The organism is Hafnia paralvei ATCC 29927 (assembly GCF_001655005.1).
GTDB classification, from domain to species: Bacteria; Pseudomonadota; Gammaproteobacteria; order Enterobacterales; family Enterobacteriaceae; genus Hafnia; species Hafnia paralvei.
Genome location: NZ_LXET01000060.1, coordinates 1 through 18,678, shown reverse-complemented (window position 1 = coordinate 18,678; position 18,678 = coordinate 1). Strand labels below are relative to the sequence as shown.

Below are 18,678 nucleotides of genomic sequence, written 5' to 3'. Positions count from 1 at the left end.
CTGGTCACAGGGGCATTTGGGTGGTATCCGAATGCCCAACAGGTCTAACTCCGACAGGAGCCAATCCGTGAAAGACTTACTGAAGTTTCTGAAAGCTCAAACTAAGACCGAAGAGTTTGACGCGATCAAAATTGCTCTGGCCTCGCCAGACATGATCCGTTCTTGGTCTTTCGGCGAAGTTAAGAAGCCGGAAACCATTAACTACCGTACGTTCAAACCAGAACGTGACGGCCTTTTCTGCGCCCGTATCTTTGGGCCGGTAAAAGATTACGAATGCCTGTGCGGTAAGTACAAGCGTTTAAAACACCGCGGTGTTATCTGCGAAAAATGTGGTGTTGAAGTTACTCAGACTAAAGTACGTCGTGAGCGTATGGGCCATATCGAACTGGCTTCTCCGACTGCCCACATCTGGTTCCTGAAATCACTGCCATCTCGTATCGGCCTGTTGTTAGACATGCCTCTGCGTGATATTGAGCGCGTACTGTACTTCGAATCTTATGTTGTGGTTGAAGGCGGTATGACCAATCTGGAACGTCGTCAGATCCTGACTGAAGAGCAGTATCTGGACGCTCTGGAAGAGTTCGGTGACGAATTCGACGCGAAGATGGGTGCTGAAGCTATCCAAGGTCTGTTGAAAAACATGGATCTGGAAGCGGAATGCGAACAGCTGCGTGAAGAGTTGAACGAAACCAACTCCGAAACCAAACGTAAAAAGCTGACCAAGCGTATCAAGCTGCTGGAAGCGTTCGTTCAGTCTGGTAACAAACCAGAGTGGATGATCCTGACCGTTCTGCCGGTTCTGCCGCCAGATCTGCGTCCACTGGTACCGTTGGATGGTGGTCGTTTTGCGACTTCTGACCTGAACGATCTGTATCGTCGTGTCATTAACCGTAACAACCGTCTGAAGCGTCTGCTCGATCTGGCTGCGCCGGACATTATCGTACGCAACGAAAAACGTATGCTTCAGGAAGCGGTTGACGCCCTGTTGGATAACGGTCGTCGTGGTCGTGCGATCACCGGTTCAAACAAACGTCCTCTGAAATCTTTGGCCGACATGATCAAAGGTAAGCAGGGTCGTTTCCGTCAGAACCTGTTGGGTAAACGTGTTGACTACTCCGGTCGTTCTGTAATCACCGTAGGTCCATACCTGCGTCTGCATCAGTGCGGTCTGCCTAAGAAAATGGCTCTGGAGCTGTTCAAGCCGTTCATCTATGGCAAGCTGGAACTGCGTGGCCTTGCTACCACCATTAAAGCTGCGAAGAAAATGGTTGAACGCGAAGAAGCTGTCGTTTGGGATATCCTAGACGAAGTTATCCGCGAACACCCAGTGATGCTGAACCGTGCACCAACCCTGCACCGTTTGGGTATCCAGGCATTTGAACCGTTACTGATCGAAGGTAAAGCTATTCAGCTGCACCCGCTGGTCTGTGCGGCGTATAACGCCGACTTCGATGGTGACCAGATGGCTGTTCACGTACCGTTGACGCTGGAAGCCCAGTTGGAAGCGCGTGCGTTGATGATGTCTACCAACAACATTCTGTCACCAGCGAACGGCGAGCCAATCATCGTTCCTTCTCAGGACGTTGTATTGGGTCTGTATTACATGACTCGTGACTGTGTTAACGCTAAAGGCGAAGGCATGGTTCTGAGCGGCCCTAAAGAAGCAGAGCGTATCTATCGCGCTGGTCTGGCTTCTCTGCATGCTCGCGTTAAAGTGCGTATCACGCAAACCGAGAAAAATGCAGAAGGCGAATGGGTTACTACTACCGGCTTGGTCGATACCACCGTTGGTCGTGCGATTCTGTGGATGATTGTGCCTCAGGGCCTGCCATACAGCATCGTTAACCAGCCGTTGGGTAAAAAAGCGATCTCCAAGATGCTGAACACGTGTTACCGCATCCTGGGCCTGAAGCCGACCGTTATCTTTGCTGACCAGATCATGTACACCGGTTTTGCCTACGCAGCGCGTTCAGGTGCTTCCGTTGGTATCGATGATATGGTTATCCCAGAGAAGAAAGTGGAAATCATTTCTGAAGCTGAAGCAGAAGTTGCTGAAATTCAGGAACAGTTCCAGTCTGGTCTGGTTACAGCGGGCGAACGTTACAACAAAGTCATCGATATCTGGGCTGCGGCCAACGAACGTGTTGCTAAAGCGATGATGGAAAACCTGTCTACCGAGCTGGTTATTAACAGCAAAGGTGAAGAAGAGCGTCAGGTTTCCTTCAACAGCATCTTTATGATGGCTGACTCCGGTGCTCGTGGTTCTGCTGCGCAGATTCGTCAGTTGGCCGGTATGCGTGGCCTGATGGCTAAGCCAGATGGCTCCATCATCGAAACGCCAATTACCGCGAACTTCCGTGAAGGTCTGAACGTACTCCAGTACTTCATCTCTACTCACGGTGCTCGTAAAGGCTTGGCGGATACCGCACTGAAAACTGCGAACTCCGGTTACCTGACTCGTCGTCTGGTAGACGTAGCGCAAGACTTGGTCGTTATCGAAGATGACTGCGGTACTCATAACGGTATCGTGATGACTCCGGTTATCGAAGGTGGTGATGTTAAAGAGCCACTGCGCGACCGCGTATTGGGTCGTGTGACGGCTGAAGAAGTTCTGAAGCCGGGCACCGCAGACATTCTTGTTCCGCGCAACACCCTGCTGAATGAAAAATGGTGTGATCTGTTAGAAGAGCACTCCGTTGACATCATCAAGGTTCGTTCCGTTGTTAGCTGTGAAACCGACTTCGGTGTGTGTGCGCACTGCTATGGTCGTGACTTGGCTCGTGGCCACATCATCAACAAGGGTGAGGCAATCGGGGTTATCGCGGCACAGTCCATCGGTGAACCAGGTACACAGCTGACGATGCGTACGTTCCACATCGGTGGTGCGGCATCTCGTGCGGCAGCAGAGTCCAGCATTCAGGTGAAAAATAAAGGTCATCTGAAACTGAACAACGCTAAGTTCGTTCTGAATAGCGATAAGAAGCTGGTTATTACGTCTCGTAATACCGAGCTGAAACTGATCGACGAATTCGGACGTACTAAAGAAAGCTATAAAGTGCCTTACGGTTCTGTTATGGCTAAAGGCGATGGCGCTGAAGTTAATGGCGGCGAAACTGTAGCGAACTGGGACCCGCATACCATGCCGGTTGTTTCAGAAGTTAGTGGTTTCATCCGTTTCACTGACATCATCGATACCCAGACCATTACCCGCCAGACTGATGAACTGACCGGTTTGTCTTCTCTGGTCGTTCTGGACTCTGCAGAGCGTACCGGTAGCGGTAAAGATCTGCGTCCAGCACTGAAAATCGTTGATGCTAAAGGCAACGATGTATTGATCCCAGGCACTGATATGGCTGCTCAATACTTCCTGCCGGGTAAAGCGATTGTTCAGTTGGAAGATGGTGCTCAGATCCATGCTGGTGACACCTTGGCGCGTATTCCTCAGGAATCCGGCGGTACCAAGGATATTACCGGTGGTCTGCCACGCGTTGCTGACCTGTTTGAAGCACGTCGTCCGAAAGAACCTGCGATTCTGGCAGAAATTACTGGCGTTATTTCCTTCGGTAAAGAAACCAAAGGTAAACGTCGTCTGGTAATTACGCCTCTGGATGGTAGCGAACCGTACGAAGAGATGATTCCTAAATGGCGTCAGCTGAACGTGTTCGAAGGCGAACGTGTAGAACGTGGTGACGTGGTTTCCGATGGTCCAGAATCTCCGCATGACATTCTGCGTCTGCGTGGCGTTCATGCTGTGACTCGTTATATCACCAACGAAGTGCAGGACGTTTACCGTCTGCAAGGCGTTAAGATTAACGATAAACACATCGAAGTCATCGTGCGTCAGATGCTGCGTAAAGCAACCATCGAAAGTGCTGGTAGCTCCGAGTTCCTGGAAGGCGAACAGGTTGAGTTCTCTCGCGTTAAAATCGCGAACCGTGAGTTGGAAGCTAACGGCAAGATTGCGGCAACTTACAGCCGCGACCTGCTGGGTATCACCAAAGCTTCCTTGGCGACTGAGTCCTTCATCTCTGCGGCTTCGTTCCAGGAAACAACTCGCGTACTGACCGAAGCGGCCGTTGCGGGTAAACGCGACGAACTGCGCGGCCTGAAAGAAAACGTAATCGTGGGTCGTCTGATCCCAGCCGGTACCGGTTATGCTTATCATCAGGATCGTGCGCGCCGTAAAGCTCAGGGCGAAGCGCCTGTAGTTCCACAGGTGAGCGCTGAAGAAGCAACTGCTAACTTGGCAGAGCTGTTGAACGCTAGCATGCGTGGTGACGACGAGTAATCGTTGATCCAAGCCTAATAAAAACCGCTCTTTGGAGCGGTTTTTTTATGCCTGAGATTTAAGCGTTAGTCGTAGCCGGAGGAAGAATAACCGAGCCATAGAAACTCGGTTATTCTGTTTTGGTTAGCGAAGCTTAGGGGATGAATGCGCTCCGATCGATGTTCGAACTACATCGATAGAGGAACGTTATGCCGCCTAATTTATATTTTCACGCAGTTATCTCATCATTCGAATGGCTATTGACAGATAACTGCATCCGTTACATTTTTTGCCTCTAGCGATGTGTACCTCTTCCCAAATATCCATCCCAATCTTTCCATACCGGCTGTAGCCCCGATGATAAAAGTACATTTGCCACTTGGGCGGGAGTACGGGCATCGTGTGGCGTAAACTGCTCTAATTCTGGATGGTTATCGGCATATCCTCCCGGCTGAGTTTTTGAAAACGCACTGACGTTATTGATTGCAAGTGGCACGACGTTATCTCTAAACGCAGGCGATTCACGGGTAGAGAGTGACAGTTCGATCTCTGGTGCAAATAGCCGGAATGCACAGATAGTTTGTACTAACTGAGCTTCATCCATAATGGATGCAGGTTCTATACCTCCAGTACATGGGCGTAGACGCGGGAAAGAAATGGAGTACCGGCTTTGCCAATAGGTCTGCTGTAGCCATGTTAAATGCTCCGCAACCATGAAGCAGTCTGTACGCCAGTTGTCAGACAGTCCAATCAGCGCACCGATCCCGATCTTGTCGATCCCTGCTTTTCCTAGCCGATCGGGTGTTTCCAATCGCCAGAAGAAATCTTGCTTGTTCCCTTTGAGATGGTGTTGTGCATAAACCGAAGGATGATAGGTTTCCTGATATACCATTACGCCATCCAGCCCCAGCGTTTTTAACTCCGCATATTCATCCTGTGCTAGCGGTTGAACCTCCATCATAAGTGAACTGAAATGGCGACGAATCTGCGGCAAATGCTGACGAAAGTAATCCATCCCCACTTTTGCTTGATGTTCACCGGTGACGAGCAACAGGCTGTCGAATCCCATGGCGCGAATAGCCGTGCATTCGTGCTCAATTTCTTCGGCATCCAACGTCTTACGCTTTAGCCGGTTACTCATAGAAAAACCGCAATAGGTGCAGTCGTTAGCACACAGATTAGAAAGGTAGAGCGGGACGTAAAAACCTACCGTATTGCCGAAGCGTTGGCGTGTGAGCTGTTGAGCCTTGCGTGCCATAGGCTCAAGGTAGTGTGCCGCCGCAGGCGAAAGTAGAGCCAGCATGTCTTCACGGTCGGGGCGAAAAGTCTGTAATGCACGCTCTACGTCGGCGTTAGTTTTGCTGTTGATCCTAAGCCCAATATCATCCCAATCTAACTGCTGCCAGCGTTGAGTGAATGTTTCCACGGTTAGGTATCCTGTTTCATGGTGTGCAAGAAACCCGTTAATGGGCTGGTGGCGTTTGCTTGGAAACTTTGGCGTCCTAATCCGCTTTGATAAGCGATTCGTCCCGCTTCGACCGCAAGCCTGAACGCTTTAGCCATTGCTATAGGATCGCGAGCCACTGCAATGGCTGTGTTAACCAAAACGGCATCAGCACCGAGCTCCATTGCTGCACTTGCATGGCTTGGTGCGCCGATCCCAGCATCAACTATGACAGGGACTTTGGCTTGCTCTATGATGATTTGCAGAAAATCGCGGGTAATAATTCCCTGATTGGAACCGATAGGCGAACCAAGAGGCATCACCGCCGCGCAGCCCACCTCCTCTAAACGTTTACAGAGAACAGGATCGGCGGCGCAGTAGGGAAGAACCACAAATCCTTCTTCTACTAATATTTCGGCCGCTTTAAGTGTTTCGATAGGATCAGGTAGCAGATAGCGAACGTCGGGGTGAATTTCCAGTTTTATCCAGTGAGTACCAAGGGCTTCTCGCGCTAGTTTTGCGGCAAAAATGGCTTCTTCTGCCGTTTTTGCACCTGAGGTATTCGGAAGCAGGTTTGCGCCTAGCTGAAGCAGAGGCGCAAGAATGGCGTCATTGCCGCTTTTCAGATCGACACGTTTCATCGCCATAGTGATGAGCTGCGAACCCGACTCATGCAATGCCGCTAGCATTTTATCCGCCGAGGAAAACTTTCCTGTTCCAGTAAACAGACGTGATGAAAAAGTTTTATCTGCAATTTGTAGCATCTTAACCTCCGGCAATTGCTTGGAATACCACCACTTCATCTCCTTCGGCTAGCTGTTGCGTCGCCCAATTTTCGCGCGGGAGAATGGTTTGATTGAGTGCTAGAGCAGTGCCCTGCTGATAGCGACCTAACTGGAGCAACAACGATTCAACGCTGGTAGCTGCGCTGAGGGTGACACATTCATCGTTAACCATAATCTTCATGCGGCGATGCCTCCGCAGACGGGGCAGGTTGGAGAGCGTTTTAAGCTGAAGGTGCGCCAGCTTTGTTGGCGGCCATCGAATAAACGCAGTTTCCCTGACAGGGCCGAGGGTATTCCTGCCAGCATTTTGATGGCTTCAAGAGCCTGTAGCGTACCGATAACGCCAACGACGGGGCCAAGGACACCAGCATTGCGGCAGTTGCGCTGTGGTTCAATGTCGTCTGGCCACAGACACCGATAGCAGCCCTGATCGTATGGTGGTTCAATCACCATCAGTTGGCCGCCGAATCCCACTGCACTGCCACTAATCAATGGTTTAGCCTGCGCAACGCAAGCGGCGTTCACCGCCTGACGTGTGGGCATGTTATCGCTACAATCGAGGATTAAATCTGCATGCGCTATGGCTTTGGCTAGGGAAGCGTATTCTAAATGCTCGGGCAGTGTTATCAATTCAACCTGAGGATTAAGTTCTCGTAAGTGATGCTTGGCCGTTTCTACCTTTGACCGTCCAAGATCGTCGGTTCGATATAGGATCTGACGCTGAAGATTGCTGATGTGCAGGCGATCACCATCAGCAAGTATGATCTTACCGATTCCTGCCGCGGCAAGATACATTGCTGCCGGCGTTCCTAATCCGCCAAGCCCCACGATGAGTACGCTGCTGGTACTGAGTTTTTCTTGTCCTTGAGGGCCAATTTCTTCCAGTAGAAGTTGGCGACTATAGCGCATGAAGTCTTGATCGCTAAGCATCGTTGGCTCTCCTGTTTTCTATCAGCTGCAATAGCGTATCGGTTGCTGCCAGCCAGTCTTGCGCCTGAGTGATCGCGCTAACCACGGCAACGCTGCCGACACCACACTCAAGCACTGCTGGTACGCGATCGATGCTGATACCGCCAATGGCAACGGTAGAGTAATCAGGAATACGCGCGACTTGACGTTTGAGGTCAACCAGCCCCTGAGGGGCTGAAGGCATCAGCTTGGTTTGGGTCGGAAATATATGTCCCAGTGCAATGTAGGAGGGGCGATAGGATAGAGCGCGATCCATTTCGATATCATCGTGGGTTGAGAGACCGAGTCTGAGATGAGCGTCGCTGATTGCGGATAAATCAGCGGTATCTAGGTCTTCCTGTCCGAGGTGAACGCCGTAGGCACGGTGTTTGATAGCGAGCTGCCAGTAGTCGTTGATAAACAAACGCGCCTGATAGTGTCGACCCAGTGCGATAGCCTGCGCGATATCGGTTTCCACCGCATTTTCGCTTTGGTCTTTGATGCGTAGCTGGATAGTGCGCACTCCCGCCTTTAGCAGACGTTCGATCCACTCAACGCTATCAACGACGGGGTAAAGACCAAGGCGTTGTTCGGTAGAAGGAAAGGGGGCGGTGCGAGAATGAGTTAACGGAGCCATCAGTTTTTCTCCGTCTGCAGATCGCTGGTGGTGTGGTAAATCTCGCCGCCTTTAGCACGAAAAGCCTCTGACATCTGCGCCATGCCTATTTCTACGGGCTGCGGCGCCGAAGCTTCTTGTTTGGCAGCATAGTCGCGCACTTCCTGAGAGATTTTCATCGAACAGAATTTTGGCCCGCACATTGAACAGAAATGTGCCACTTTGCCTGATTCTTGTGGCAGGGTTTCGTCGTGATAAGCTCGAGCGGTGTGAGGATCAAGTGCCAGATTGAATTGATCTTCCCAGCGAAATTCGAAGCGAGCTTTAGACATGGCATTATCACGGATCTGAGCTCCAGGATGCCCTTTGGCAAGATCTGCTGCGTGGGCTGCGATCTTGTAAGTGATCAGCCCCTGTTTTACGTCTTCTTTATTGGGTAAACCTAAATGCTCTTTTGGTGTGACGTAACACAGCATGGCACAGCCAAACCAACCAATCATGGCGGCACCAATACCTGAAGTGAAATGGTCATAGCCGGGAGCAATATCTGTCGTTAACGGACCTAATGTATAGAATGGCGCCTCGTGGCAATGCTCCAACTCTTCGGTCATGTTACGGCGGATCATTTGCATCGGCACATGCCCTGGTCCTTCAATCATGACTTGTACGTCATATTCCCAAGCAATTTTAGTCAGTTCACCAAGTGTGTGTAGTTCAGCAAATTGTGCTTCGTCATTGGCGTCTTGAATTGAACCCGGACGCAGGCCGTCACCCAAGGATAATGCAACGTCATAGGCTGCGCAGATTTGGCAGATTTCGCGGAATCGCTCGTACAGGAAATTCTCTTTATGATGTGAAAGGCACCATTTCGCCATGATAGAGCCACCGCGTGAAACGATACCGGTTAGACGTTTAGCGGTCATTGGGACATACCGCAACAGCACTCCCGCATGAATGGTGAAATAGTCTACGCCTTGTTCAGCTTGTTCTAAGAGTGTATCGCGGAATATTTCCCAGTTTAGGTTCTCGGCAATGCCGTTAACTTTCTCTAACGCTTGATAGATTGGAACGGTGCCGATAGGAACCGGGCTGTTGCGTAAGATCCATTCGCGAGTTTCATGAATATAGCGGCCAGTGGACAGGTCCATAACGGTGTCTGCTCCCCAGCGCGTTGACCAAACCAGTTTTTCGACCTCTTCTTCTATCGAAGAAGTGACCGCTGAGTTACCAATGTTGGCATTGACCTTCACCAGAAAGTTACGGCCAATAATCATCGGCTCAGACTCAGGGTGATTGATATTGGAAGGGATAATGGCGCGACCAGCAGCCACTTCGCTCCGGACAAATTCGGCGGTGATATCTTTTGGCAGCAGTGCCCCAAAATTTTGTCCTGGATGCTGCTGCCGCAGCACTTCACCACGGATACGTTCGCGCCCCATATTTTCGCGAATGGCAATGAACTCCATTTCGGGCGTGATGATACCTTGTCGAGCGTAGTGGAGCTGTGTAACGCATTTACCTGATTTCGCGCGCCGTGGCTGTGGCAGGTTCTCGAAGCGTAAATGATCTAAACCTTCATCGGCTAAGCGTTGCTGTGTGTAGGCGGAGCTGAGCTGTTCCAGCGATTCGGTATCATCGCGTTCTGCGATCCAGCGATCACGGAGTGGTTTTAACCCGCTGCGCACGTCAAGTTCAGCATGGGGGTCGCCATAAGGCCCCGCAGTGTCATAGACAGGGATTGGTTCGTTGGGTTCGTATTGCGGGTTATCTTTGCTGCCGCCAAGCAACGTTGGACTGAGCTGAATTTCGCGCATCGGTACGCGAATATCACTACGCGAACCCGTTAGATAAATACGTTGCGAGTTTGGATAGGCCTCACCGCGCAGATGATCGATAAAACTCTGTGCTTCTGCGCGTTGCTCGCGACGAGAAAGCGGAGTACGAATTGTTTCATTGTTATTCATAGACATAGCAAATTCCTACCAGTGTTCTGGTTTAACAGTGATTAAAAAATCAAGTTGGAGAATTGCTTGTCTGGAGCTCGGAGGGAGTAATGGATAGCCGTCACCCAGTCAGATCTCGATAGATTGCTGGTAGGTGATAATAGATTACTCTTGTTCCCTTCGCGGGTATTAACCCGATCAGGTTCCGCGGATCCCGAATTAACGGTCTCAGCCTGTAGGGGAAAACTTTTCCCGCTCACTAGGCACTCCGACAAGAGCGCCCAGTGTAGGAGCGGGAAGACAAAACTGCAAGCTGTTAACTAAGCTGTAATGTCTATGCTACTTTCAAAAAATTATGCTGGGCGAGCTAATGAATCGTCATTATCAGCGGCAGGCGTGTTTGCTTGCCAGATGTCATAGGCGATTTGAATTAGGTTATCTTCTAAGGCAAAACGAGCCGCTAGTGTTTCACCAATATGTGATAGTGCGTCGTGGAGTGCTAGGCACTCTTCTTCGTTTAGCTCATCATCGGTAAAGCGGTCGTGAAAGGCCATAATGAGCTTGGTATTATCGTGCAGTGCTGGATAGATTTTTTTTGTTACCGCCATGTGCGGGCTATCGTCACCTCCAACGAGTTCTACGATACGATCGTAAACATGGAAGTGGCCAGCAGAGAGATAATCCACCAAATTGTGACAAAAGTTCTCCAACGCTTTTTCATTAAGCGGGGTATGCTTTTCTTTGTTTGGTTTTATTCCGACCAGTGCGCAGTAGGCTACGAGCAGTTCCTTTCGGGCTTGTAGCCATTGGTCGATTAATTCATGACTACCACCTACGCGTTGAGTCAGATGTTCGAGACGGTTGAGCATATATTCAACTCCATGAGGTAAATGTTACAAATTAGCAACAATCGAATGCCAGATTAGCAGAGGTTTAATGTCAAAGATATGGAACAACAGTTAAAAGATGATGACACCGGCTGGTGGGTTATCAGCCGTGAGGGCAAGGTCTGGTTACCTCGTGGGGAGCTGCCTTTTGGCACTGCACAACAATGGCAATTAAGCACCAAAAAAGCGCACCAAATCGGTGAGTGGGAAGGACATCCAATGTGGTTGCTGGAAGAGTCACGTAGTCAGGATATGACGTCCGTTCGCCAGCTTATCGACGTGGATCGTGGTCTTTTCCAGCTTGTTGGCCGCGGCGTTCAGCTAGCGGAATTCTTTCGCTCCCATACCTTCTGCGGCTATTGTGGGCATGAGATGTACACCAGCCGCTCTGAGTGGGCATGTATGTGTCCTCACTGCCGTCAGCGTTATTACCCACAAATTGCGCCCTGCATTATTGTGGCGATTCGCCGCGGAGATGAAATCTTGCTGGCTCAGCATAAACGGCATCGTAACGGTATTCATACGGTGCTCGCCGGTTTTGTCGAAGTGGGAGAGACTCTGGAAGAGGCTGCGGCGCGTGAAATCATGGAAGAGAGTAACGTTCGAATTAAGAATTTGCGCTATGTCGCCTCACAGCCTTGGCCATTCCCACATTCGCTGATGATGGCGTTTATGGCTGATTATGCAGGCGGTGAGCTCAAGCACGATCCAAAAGAGTTATTGAATGCAAACTGGTATCGCTATGACAATCTGCCACAACTACCGCCGCCTGGAACCGTGGCGCGTCGTTTGATTGAAGATACCGTAGCACAGTGCCGAGATGAGGCTGAAAGCGAATAACGCATGGGTCATGCTACAATGCGATGAGATTAATTAGGGAGCCAAAGGATGACTGAACTGAAGAACGACCGCTACCTGCGCGCACTGCTGCGCCAGCCGGTAGACATGACTCCGGTATGGATGATGCGTCAGGCCGGACGTTATTTGCCAGAATATAAAGCGACTCGCGCACAGGCCGGCGATTTTATGTCGTTGTGCAAAAATGCTGAATTGGCCTGTGAGGTAACGCTACAGCCGTTGCGTCGTTATGCGCTGGATGCGGCAATTCTGTTCTCAGACATTCTGACCATTCCTGATGCCATGGGGCTTGGACTCTATTTTGAAACGGGTGAAGGGCCGCGCTTCTCATCGCCAATTACCTGTAAAGCGGATGTTGAAAAGCTTCCTGTGCCCGACCCAGAAGATGAACTGGGTTACGTGATGAACGCTGTGCGTACCATCCGTAAAAATCTGGCTGGACAGGTACCTTTAATCGGTTTCTCTGGTAGCCCGTGGACGCTGGCAACCTACATGGTTGAAGGCGGCAGCAGTAAAGCTTTCACCAAAATTAAAAAAATGATGTATGCCGAACCAGCGACCATGCATCTGTTGCTAGATAAAATCGCCGATAGCGTGATCCTTTATCTTAATGCGCAGATCAAAGCGGGTGCTCAGTCGGTGATGATCTTTGATACGTGGGGCGGTGTGTTAACGCCGCGTGATTACCGCGAATTCTCCCTGAACTACATGCATAAAATTGTCGATGGCCTGATCCGTGAGAACGAAGGACGCCGCGTGCCAGTCACGCTGTTTACCAAAGGTGGAGGTCAGTGGCTAGAAGCAATGGCTGAAACCGGCTGCGACGCACTAGGCTTAGATTGGAGTACGGATATTGCCGATGCTCGCCGCCGTGTCGGTGACAAAGTTGCGCTGCAAGGAAACATGGATCCATCCATGCTGTATGCGCCTGCTGCTCGAATTGAGCAGGAAGTTTCGACTATCCTTGAGGGATTTGGTCACGGCACCGGACATGTCTTTAACCTTGGGCATGGTATTCATCAGGATGTACCACCGGAGCATGCGGGTACGTTTGTAGAGGCTGTTCATCGGTTGTCAGGTAAATACCATCGGTAATTAAGGCATTAAGTCATGGATATGAAAGCACTGCGTGAAGAGCAGTTGGAGAAGGCGAGCCAGATTATCCGCACGGACGATCTCGGTTTTGAACAACCGACGCTTATTGCCGGTGCTGATGTGGGCTTTGAACAGGGAGGGGACGTCACACGTGCGGCGATAGCCGTGTTGCGTTATCCCTCACTTGAGCTGGTGGAGTATCAGATTGCCCGCATTGAAACCCAGATGCCTTATATTCCTGGCTTTCTCTCTTTCCGAGAGTACCCAGCACTGATCAAAGCGTGGGAGATGCTTCAGCACCGCCCACAGTTGGTGGTTGTCGATGGTCAAGGGATCTCTCATCCCCGCCGTCTGGGCGTGGCGAGCCATTTCGGCTTGTTAGCCGATGTTCCGACCATTGGCGTTGCCAAAAGCCGTTTATGTGGTCAGTTTGCTCCGTTGAGTGATTCGGTTGGTGCAATACAACCACTGAATGACAAACAAGAGCAGATTGGTTGGGTATGGCGCAGTAAAGCGCGCTGTAATCCGTTATTTATTTCTACGGGGCACCGCATTAGTTTGCCTACGGCGCTGCATTTTATCCAAAGTTGTATGCGTGGCTACCGTTTGCCTGAACCCACGCGCTGGGCGGATGCAATCGCCTCTAATCGGCCAGCTTTTCAACGCTGGTTACTCCAACATTCTGATAATAACGCGCAGATATAGGGATCTCTTGATTTTTCAGTTACACTGCGCCGGAATTATTTTTCAGAGACTTATTTTTCTCTAAGAGACTTAGCATGCTGCGTAACCCGATCCACAAACGGCTGGAAAAGCTGGAAAGCTGGCAACATCTGACGTTCATCGCCAGCTTGTGTGAGCGTATGTACCCAAATTATCAGGCATTTTGTCTGCAAACCGGATTTGGCGATCCTATGGTTTACCGCCGAATTTTGGATTTGATTTGGGAAACGTTGACGGTAAAAGACGCTAAAGTGAATTTCGATAACCAGTTAGAAAAACTGGAAGAGGCAATTCCTTCCGCTGACGACTATGATATTTATGGCGTTTACCCTGCTATTGACGCTTGTATTGCATTGGGTGAAGCTGTGCATTCCCGTTTAAGCGGTGAAATGTTAGAACATGCAATCACGGTGAGTGAGACATCATTACGTACCGTTGGCATGCTGGAGATGACTCAGGCCGGTCGTGAAATGACTGATGAAGAGCTCAAAGAATTGCCAGCAATGCAAGATGAGTTAGATATCCAATGGGAGATTTTCCGCTTGCTTGTTGAGTGTGAAGAGCGCGATCTGGAACTCATCAAAGGATTAAGATCTGACCTGCGTGAAGCAGGTGTTAGTAATATCGGTGTAAATTTAGCGCAATAAGACGGCAAAACGTGATTTAACACCTGATTTGTCGTCCCTTAAGGCTTCACATTCGTACCCCGGTTGTTCTACATTTGGGGGGCGTAAAAAAAGTGGCTATCGGTGCGTGTATGCAGGAGAGTGCTGTCAATCGGCATATCCGTCGCACTCGATGCTTTGCAAACGATAAACACACTGTAAGGATAACTTATGAACAAGACTCAACTGATTGATGTAATCGCGGAAAAAGCTGACCTGTCTAAAACTCAGGCTAAAGCAGCTCTGGAATCTACTCTGGCGGCGATTACCGAGTCTCTGAAAGAAGGTGATGCTGTACAATTGGTTGGTTTCGGTACTTTTAAAGTGAATCATCGTAACGAGCGCACTGGCCGCAACCCACAGACCGGTATGGAAATCAAAATTGCAGCAGCAAACGTACCAGCGTTCGTTTCTGGTAAAGCTCTGAAAGACGCAGTTAAATAAGACCGCGTGATTCACAGCCTGTTTGTGAAAGATATAAGCAGGGGGGCGTTAACGCCCCTTTTGTCTATTTGTAAGCCTGTGGCGGCATTACTGTTCGCGGCAGGGCTTGCTGTAACCCTCTCAGGTTGCAGCTCTGATACTTCCTCTCCTCGTTTCACCGCAACAGGTTATATTGCCGATCAAGGCATGATGCGTATTTGGCGTAAGGATGATGCTAAGCATCAACCGCTGGCCATTATGAGCGTCTACAGCCCACTAAAAGGCAAAGGTACGATAATCAGCTATTACGCTTATCAAGACGGTAATCTGAATCTTGTGCGCCAGACTATACAAGGCGGCGAGAAAGACGTACTCGAACTGCGTCTGGATGAAAAGGGTGAACTCAGCTACATGCAGCGCCAAATTGGCGATCAGCGGCAGCTACTCACGCCGGATGATATCGCTCGCAGTCAGTACCAGTCGCGCCATATGGTTGAGATTTCTGAAGCGCTACGCGTGGGCAATGTGCGCCTGATTCAAGGTCGTTGGGAAAATAGCCGATTTACCAACTGTGCTGGTGAGACTCAATCGCTGAAGCTTGAGGATTGGCAATTGAAATGGATCGAGAGTCGTGCATCGCACTCATCTCTACCGCTGGGTATTGCGTGGCTAGATGCTCCTGAGGGGCAGCAGCTTTTGCTGGTTGCCAATGAAGATTTTTGCAGTTGGGAGCCTACAGTCGATACGCTGTAAAAGTAGCCGAGAACCACAGTCATGCTCCTCGGCCTGATGGGCTTTACTGGGTACGTTGTATCGCGCGATAGCCAATATCTTTACGGTAGAAACTGTCTTCCCAACTAATCTGTTCTGCTAATTGATAGGCATTTTGTTGTGCCTGTTTGATTCCGTGTCCTAGAGCTGTTGCACACAATACGCGCCCGCCCTGTGTCACGACATCACTACCAACCAACTGGGTTCCCGCGTGGAAAACCTTTTCACCTTCTGGCGAGTTAATGGGTAAGCCATGAATAACATCACCGGTTCGGTAAGATTCTGGATAGCCGCCCGCAGCTAATACAACGCCCAGTGCATCACGTTCATCCCACAGAGACTCTTTCTCGTTTAGTTTCCCTTCGGCACCCGCTAAGCACAGTTCTACCAGATCAGATCTCATGCGTAGCATGATTGGCTGAGTTTCAGGATCGCCAAATCGGCAGTTGAACTCTATAACTTTTGGATGACCCTGCGCTGAAATCATGAGTCCTGCGTAGAGGAAGCCAGAGTAAGGGTTACCCTCTTTTGCCATGCCGTGCACGGTTGGCCAAATGACTTCATCCATAACGCGCTGGTGGATCTCGTCAGTAACGACAGGTGCCGGAGAGTAAGCTCCCATACCGCCGGTGTTAGGGCCAGTATCGCCATCTCCCACGCGCTTATGATCCTGACTGGTTGCCATCGGCAACACATTTTTGCCATCAACCATCACGATGAAACTGGCTTCTTCTCCCTCTAAAAACTCTTCTACGACAATTCTATGTCCCGCATCGCCAAATGCATTACCTGCCAACATATCGTGAACTGCTGCCTCAGCCTCTTCCAGTGTCATAGCGACAATCACGCCTTTGCCAGCGGCTAATCCATCGGCTTTAATCACGATTGGGGCGCCTTGGCTACGAATGTAGCTGATAGCAGGTTCAATATCGGTGAAGTTACGATATTCAGCCGTTGGGATGCGATGACGAGCTAAAAAGTCTTTGGTGAAGGCCTTTGAGCCTTCTAGCTGAGCAGCCGCTTGGGAGGGGCCAAATATTTTTAGTCCCTCGGCTTGAAAGGCATCAACCACGCCAATAACCAAAGGCGCTTCAGGGCCAACAATCGTCAGACCAATATCGTGGCTCTTGGCGAAGGCTAATAGGCCACTGATATCCGTTGCCGAAATATCCACGTTTTCCAATGCGGGTTCCAGAGCTGTTCCGGCATTACCAGGAGCAACGTACACTTTATCTGCTAGCGGAGACTGCGCCGCTTTCCATGCCAGAGCGTGTTCACGCCCGCCGTTACCGATAATCAGGATATTCATGCGCTCACCTCAAAAGGTGCGCCCGCAGGCGCACAAAAATAGAAGATGTGATACAAAAAGAATTAATTAATGACGGAAATGACGCATATCCGTGAAGATCATCGCGATGCCATGTTCATTTGCGGCGGCGATAACCTCATCGTCACGAATTGATCCACCAGGCTGAATGACGCAGGTGATTCCCACAGAGGCGGCTGCATCGATACCATCGCGGAATGGGAAGAATGCATCGGAGGCCATCACTGAGCCAGCAACTTCTAACCCTTCGTCGGCGGCTTTGATACCTGCGATTTTAGCGGAGTAGACTCGGCTCATCTGGCCTGCGCCAATACCGATGGTCATCTTGTCTCGTGCATATACGATTGCGTTGGATTTCACGAATTTTGCCACTTTCCAGCAGAACAGGGCATCACGCATTTCCTGCTCGCTAGGTTGGCGAGTGGTGACGATGCGCAGGTCAGATTCTTTGACCATGCCTAAATCGCGGTCCTGAACCAGTAAGCCACCGTTAACACGTTTGAAATCCAATCCATTTTGGCGAGCATTCCATTCGCCACAGGCTAAGACGCGCACGTTTTGTTTGGCTGCCAGCAACTCAAGCGCAGGCTCGCTGATGTGTGGGGCAATGATAACTTCAACAAACTGACGACTAATAATCGCCTGAGCGGTTTCGGCGTCGAGCTCACGGTTAAAGGCAATGATGCCGCCAAAGGCAGACGTTGGATCCGTTTTATAAGCGCGCTCGTAGGCATCTAAAATAGAACCACCAACGGCAACGCCACACGGGTTAGCATGCTTCACGATTACACAAGCAGGCTCACTAAACTCTTTCACACACTCTAGTGCGGCATCAGTATCTGCGATGTTGTTATAGGAAAGTGCTTTGCCCTGCAGCTGGTTAGCGGTGGCCACGGAGGCTTCTGTCACGTTCTCTTCTATATAGAAGGCAGCGTCTTGATGGCTATTCTCACCGTAGCGCATGTCTTGTTTCTTTATATAGCTAAGATTGAGTGTCCGTGGGAAGCGGCCAGAAGGTTCTTCGGTATTGCCATAATAAGGAGGAACCATCGTTCCAAAGTAATTCGCGATCATGCCATCGTAGGCAGCGGTGTGCTCGAATGCCTTAATGGCCAAATCGAAACGCGTTGCGTGGGTTAAAGAACCTTCATTGCTATCCATCTCATTAATGATGGCATCGAAGTCACTATTGTTCACCACAATCGCAACGTCTTTATGATTCTTGGCTGCCGAACGCACCATGGTTGGTCCACCGATATCGATATTCTCAACGGCGTCGGCTAAAGAGCAATCTGGGCGAGCTACGGTTTGAGCGAAGGGATAAAGATTCACAACAACCATATCGATAGGCTTAATATCGTGGTGAGACATAATGTCATCGTCTTGGCCGCGACGACCAAGAATTCCGCCATGCACCTTAGGATGCAAAGTCTTCACTCGCCCATCCATCATTTCGGGGAATCCGGTGTAATCAGAAACCTCGGTCACGGGTAAACCTGCTTCCGCTAACAGGCGGGCAGTGCCGCCAGTTGAAAGCAGCTCAACGCCACGCGAACTGAGCGCCTGAGCGAACTCAACAATACCGGCTTTATCAGATACGCTGAGTAGCGCACGGCGAATCGGACGGTAAGCGGAAGCTGAGCTCGTGTTTTGTGAACTGGAATGCATGGTAGTTATATCCCTCGGCTATGGAATCGCAATATAAAGAGCGTTATGTGAATACGGCATGCCCGTTTTATTCAAATAACGCCCCTTCGCTGGAAGAGGTCGAAAGATTTTAGCGCATCCAGATTGTAACGAAAACGTTTGCGTGATGCTCGTCAAATTTGTCACCAATATCGTTCTGTGGATAAGTTTGTGCACAAACGGGTATAAGGCGGGGTTTTGCTGTGGAATGCAGCAAACGATCGATTTATTGGAAATTAA

16 protein-coding genes and 1 riboswitch are annotated in these 18,678 nt (G+C 50.2%); of the genes, 7 read left to right on the top strand and 9 right to left on the bottom strand.

Features of this window, described 5'->3' with window-relative positions; translation table 11 throughout:
* Window positions 1–67 precede the first annotated feature (67 nt).
* A complete protein-coding gene (gene rpoC, locus M988_RS19375) occupies window positions 68–4,288 on the top strand; it encodes a DNA-directed RNA polymerase subunit beta' (protein ID WP_008815918.1) in 4,221 nt (1,406 codons plus the stop codon).
* A gap of 274 nt (window positions 4,289–4,562) precedes the next feature.
* On the opposite strand, the gene thiH is transcribed toward rpoC, so the two are convergent.
* From thiH to M988_RS19340, 7 genes are all read right to left on the bottom strand, one after another.
* Window positions 4,563–5,693: a 2-iminoacetate synthase ThiH gene (thiH, locus tag M988_RS19370; RefSeq protein ID WP_061059322.1), complete on the bottom strand. Its 1,131-nt coding sequence runs from the start codon at window positions 5,691–5,693 to the stop codon at window positions 4,563–4,565.
* Window positions 5,694–5,695: 2 nt separating this feature from the next.
* Window positions 5,696–6,475 carry a thiazole synthase gene (locus tag M988_RS19365; RefSeq protein WP_064575396.1) on the bottom strand — a complete coding sequence of 260 codons (780 nt, stop codon included), beginning with the start codon at window positions 6,473–6,475 and terminating at the stop codon, window positions 5,696–5,698.
* 1 nt (window position 6,476) lies between these two features.
* The gene (gene thiS / locus M988_RS19360; RefSeq protein WP_064575394.1) at window positions 6,477–6,677 is read right to left on the bottom strand and encodes a sulfur carrier protein ThiS; all 201 of its coding nucleotides are present in this window, start codon (window positions 6,675–6,677) and stop codon (window positions 6,477–6,479) included.
* The gene (locus M988_RS19355) at window positions 6,674–7,426 is read right to left on the bottom strand and encodes a HesA/MoeB/ThiF family protein (protein WP_064575392.1); all 753 of its coding nucleotides are present in this window, start codon (window positions 7,424–7,426) and stop codon (window positions 6,674–6,676) included. The genes thiS and M988_RS19355 overlap by 4 nt, the downstream gene beginning before the upstream one ends.
* Window positions 7,419–8,081: a thiamine phosphate synthase gene (gene thiE / locus M988_RS19350; protein WP_064575390.1), complete on the bottom strand. Its 663-nt coding sequence runs from the start codon at window positions 8,079–8,081 to the stop codon at window positions 7,419–7,421. The genes M988_RS19355 and thiE overlap by 8 nt, the downstream gene beginning before the upstream one ends.
* On the bottom strand, window positions 8,081–10,030 hold the full coding sequence (gene thiC / locus M988_RS19345; protein WP_064575388.1) for a phosphomethylpyrimidine synthase ThiC: 1,950 nt from the start codon (window positions 10,028–10,030) through the stop codon (window positions 8,081–8,083). The genes thiE and thiC overlap by 1 nt, the downstream gene beginning before the upstream one ends.
* Window positions 10,031–10,161: 131 nt before the next feature.
* A riboswitch (TPP riboswitch) is annotated at window positions 10,162–10,284 on the bottom strand.
* Window positions 10,285–10,356: 72 nt separating this feature from the next.
* A complete protein-coding gene (locus M988_RS19340; protein WP_039189447.1) occupies window positions 10,357–10,872 on the bottom strand; it encodes an Rsd/AlgQ family anti-sigma factor in 516 nt (171 codons plus the stop codon).
* Window positions 10,873–10,950: 78 nt separating this feature from the next.
* Here M988_RS19340 and nudC point away from each other — a divergent pair, with 78 nt between their 5' ends.
* The 6 genes from nudC to M988_RS19310 all read left to right on the top strand — a co-directional run bounded on the left by nudC (window position 10,951) and on the right by M988_RS19310 (window position 15,407).
* Window positions 10,951–11,730, top strand: coding sequence for an NAD(+) diphosphatase (gene nudC / locus M988_RS19335; RefSeq protein WP_008815910.1), 780 nt, complete (start codon window positions 10,951–10,953; stop codon window positions 11,728–11,730).
* 48 nt (window positions 11,731–11,778) lie between these two features.
* Entirely contained in the window at window positions 11,779–12,843 is a 1,065-nt protein-coding gene (gene hemE, locus M988_RS19330) for a uroporphyrinogen decarboxylase (RefSeq protein WP_008815909.1), read from the top strand.
* A gap of 15 nt (window positions 12,844–12,858) precedes the next feature.
* The gene (gene nfi, locus M988_RS19325) at window positions 12,859–13,548 is read left to right on the top strand and encodes a deoxyribonuclease V (RefSeq protein WP_039189450.1); all 690 of its coding nucleotides are present in this window, start codon (window positions 12,859–12,861) and stop codon (window positions 13,546–13,548) included.
* Window positions 13,549–13,622: 74 nt separating this feature from the next.
* Window positions 13,623–14,213 carry a YjaG family protein gene (locus M988_RS19320; protein WP_004089424.1) on the top strand — a complete coding sequence of 197 codons (591 nt, stop codon included), beginning with the start codon at window positions 13,623–13,625 and terminating at the stop codon, window positions 14,211–14,213.
* 189 nt (window positions 14,214–14,402) lie between these two features.
* Complete coding sequence (gene hupA / locus M988_RS19315; protein ID WP_004089422.1) at window positions 14,403–14,675, top strand: nucleoid-associated protein HU-alpha; 273 nt, start codon at window positions 14,403–14,405, stop codon at window positions 14,673–14,675.
* Window positions 14,676–14,735: 60 nt separating this feature from the next.
* Window positions 14,736–15,407, top strand: a complete 672-nt coding sequence (locus M988_RS19310) for a DUF1481 domain-containing protein (protein ID WP_217509743.1) — start codon at window positions 14,736–14,738, stop codon at window positions 15,405–15,407.
* Window positions 15,408–15,450: 43 nt separating this feature from the next.
* Here M988_RS19310 and purD read toward each other — a convergent pair whose 3' ends face one another.
* Complete coding sequence (gene purD / locus M988_RS19305; protein WP_039189457.1) at window positions 15,451–16,734, bottom strand: phosphoribosylamine--glycine ligase; 1,284 nt, start codon at window positions 16,732–16,734, stop codon at window positions 15,451–15,453.
* Window positions 16,735–16,800: 66 nt separating this feature from the next.
* Window positions 16,801–18,420, bottom strand: a complete 1,620-nt coding sequence (gene purH, locus M988_RS19300; protein WP_064575386.1) for a bifunctional phosphoribosylaminoimidazolecarboxamide formyltransferase/IMP cyclohydrolase — start codon at window positions 18,418–18,420, stop codon at window positions 16,801–16,803.
* Between the last annotated feature and the right edge of the window lie 258 nt (window positions 18,421–18,678).

What these genes read in the sequence shown, in the direction of transcription:
- purH (WP_064575386.1), bottom strand. Translation starts at nt 18,420, where the DNA reads ATGCATTCCAGTTCACAAAACACGAGCTCAGCTTCCGCTTACCGTCCG.
- M988_RS19365 (WP_064575396.1), bottom strand. Translation starts at nt 6,475, where the DNA reads ATGCTACAAATTGCAGATAAAACTTTTTCATCACGTCTGTTTACTGGA.
- M988_RS19355 (WP_064575392.1), bottom strand. Translation starts at nt 7,426, where the DNA reads ATGCTTAGCGATCAAGACTTCATGCGCTATAGTCGCCAACTTCTACTG.
- purD (WP_039189457.1), bottom strand. Translation starts at nt 16,734, where the DNA reads ATGAATATCCTGATTATCGGTAACGGCGGGCGTGAACACGCTCTGGCA.
- thiS (WP_064575394.1), bottom strand. Translation starts at nt 6,677, where the DNA reads ATGAAGATTATGGTTAACGATGAATGTGTCACCCTCAGCGCAGCTACC.
- nudC (WP_008815910.1), top strand. Translation starts at nt 10,951, where the DNA reads ATGGAACAACAGTTAAAAGATGATGACACCGGCTGGTGGGTTATCAGC.
- hupA (WP_004089422.1), top strand. Translation starts at nt 14,403, where the DNA reads ATGAACAAGACTCAACTGATTGATGTAATCGCGGAAAAAGCTGACCTG.
- thiC (WP_064575388.1), bottom strand. Translation starts at nt 10,030, where the DNA reads ATGTCTATGAATAACAATGAAACAATTCGTACTCCGCTTTCTCGTCGC.
- nfi (WP_039189450.1), top strand. Translation starts at nt 12,859, where the DNA reads ATGGATATGAAAGCACTGCGTGAAGAGCAGTTGGAGAAGGCGAGCCAG.
- M988_RS19340 (WP_039189447.1), bottom strand. Translation starts at nt 10,872, where the DNA reads ATGCTCAACCGTCTCGAACATCTGACTCAACGCGTAGGTGGTAGTCAT.
- M988_RS19320 (WP_004089424.1), top strand. Translation starts at nt 13,623, where the DNA reads ATGCTGCGTAACCCGATCCACAAACGGCTGGAAAAGCTGGAAAGCTGG.
- hemE (WP_008815909.1), top strand. Translation starts at nt 11,779, where the DNA reads ATGACTGAACTGAAGAACGACCGCTACCTGCGCGCACTGCTGCGCCAG.
- thiE (WP_064575390.1), bottom strand. Translation starts at nt 8,081, where the DNA reads ATGGCTCCGTTAACTCATTCTCGCACCGCCCCCTTTCCTTCTACCGAA.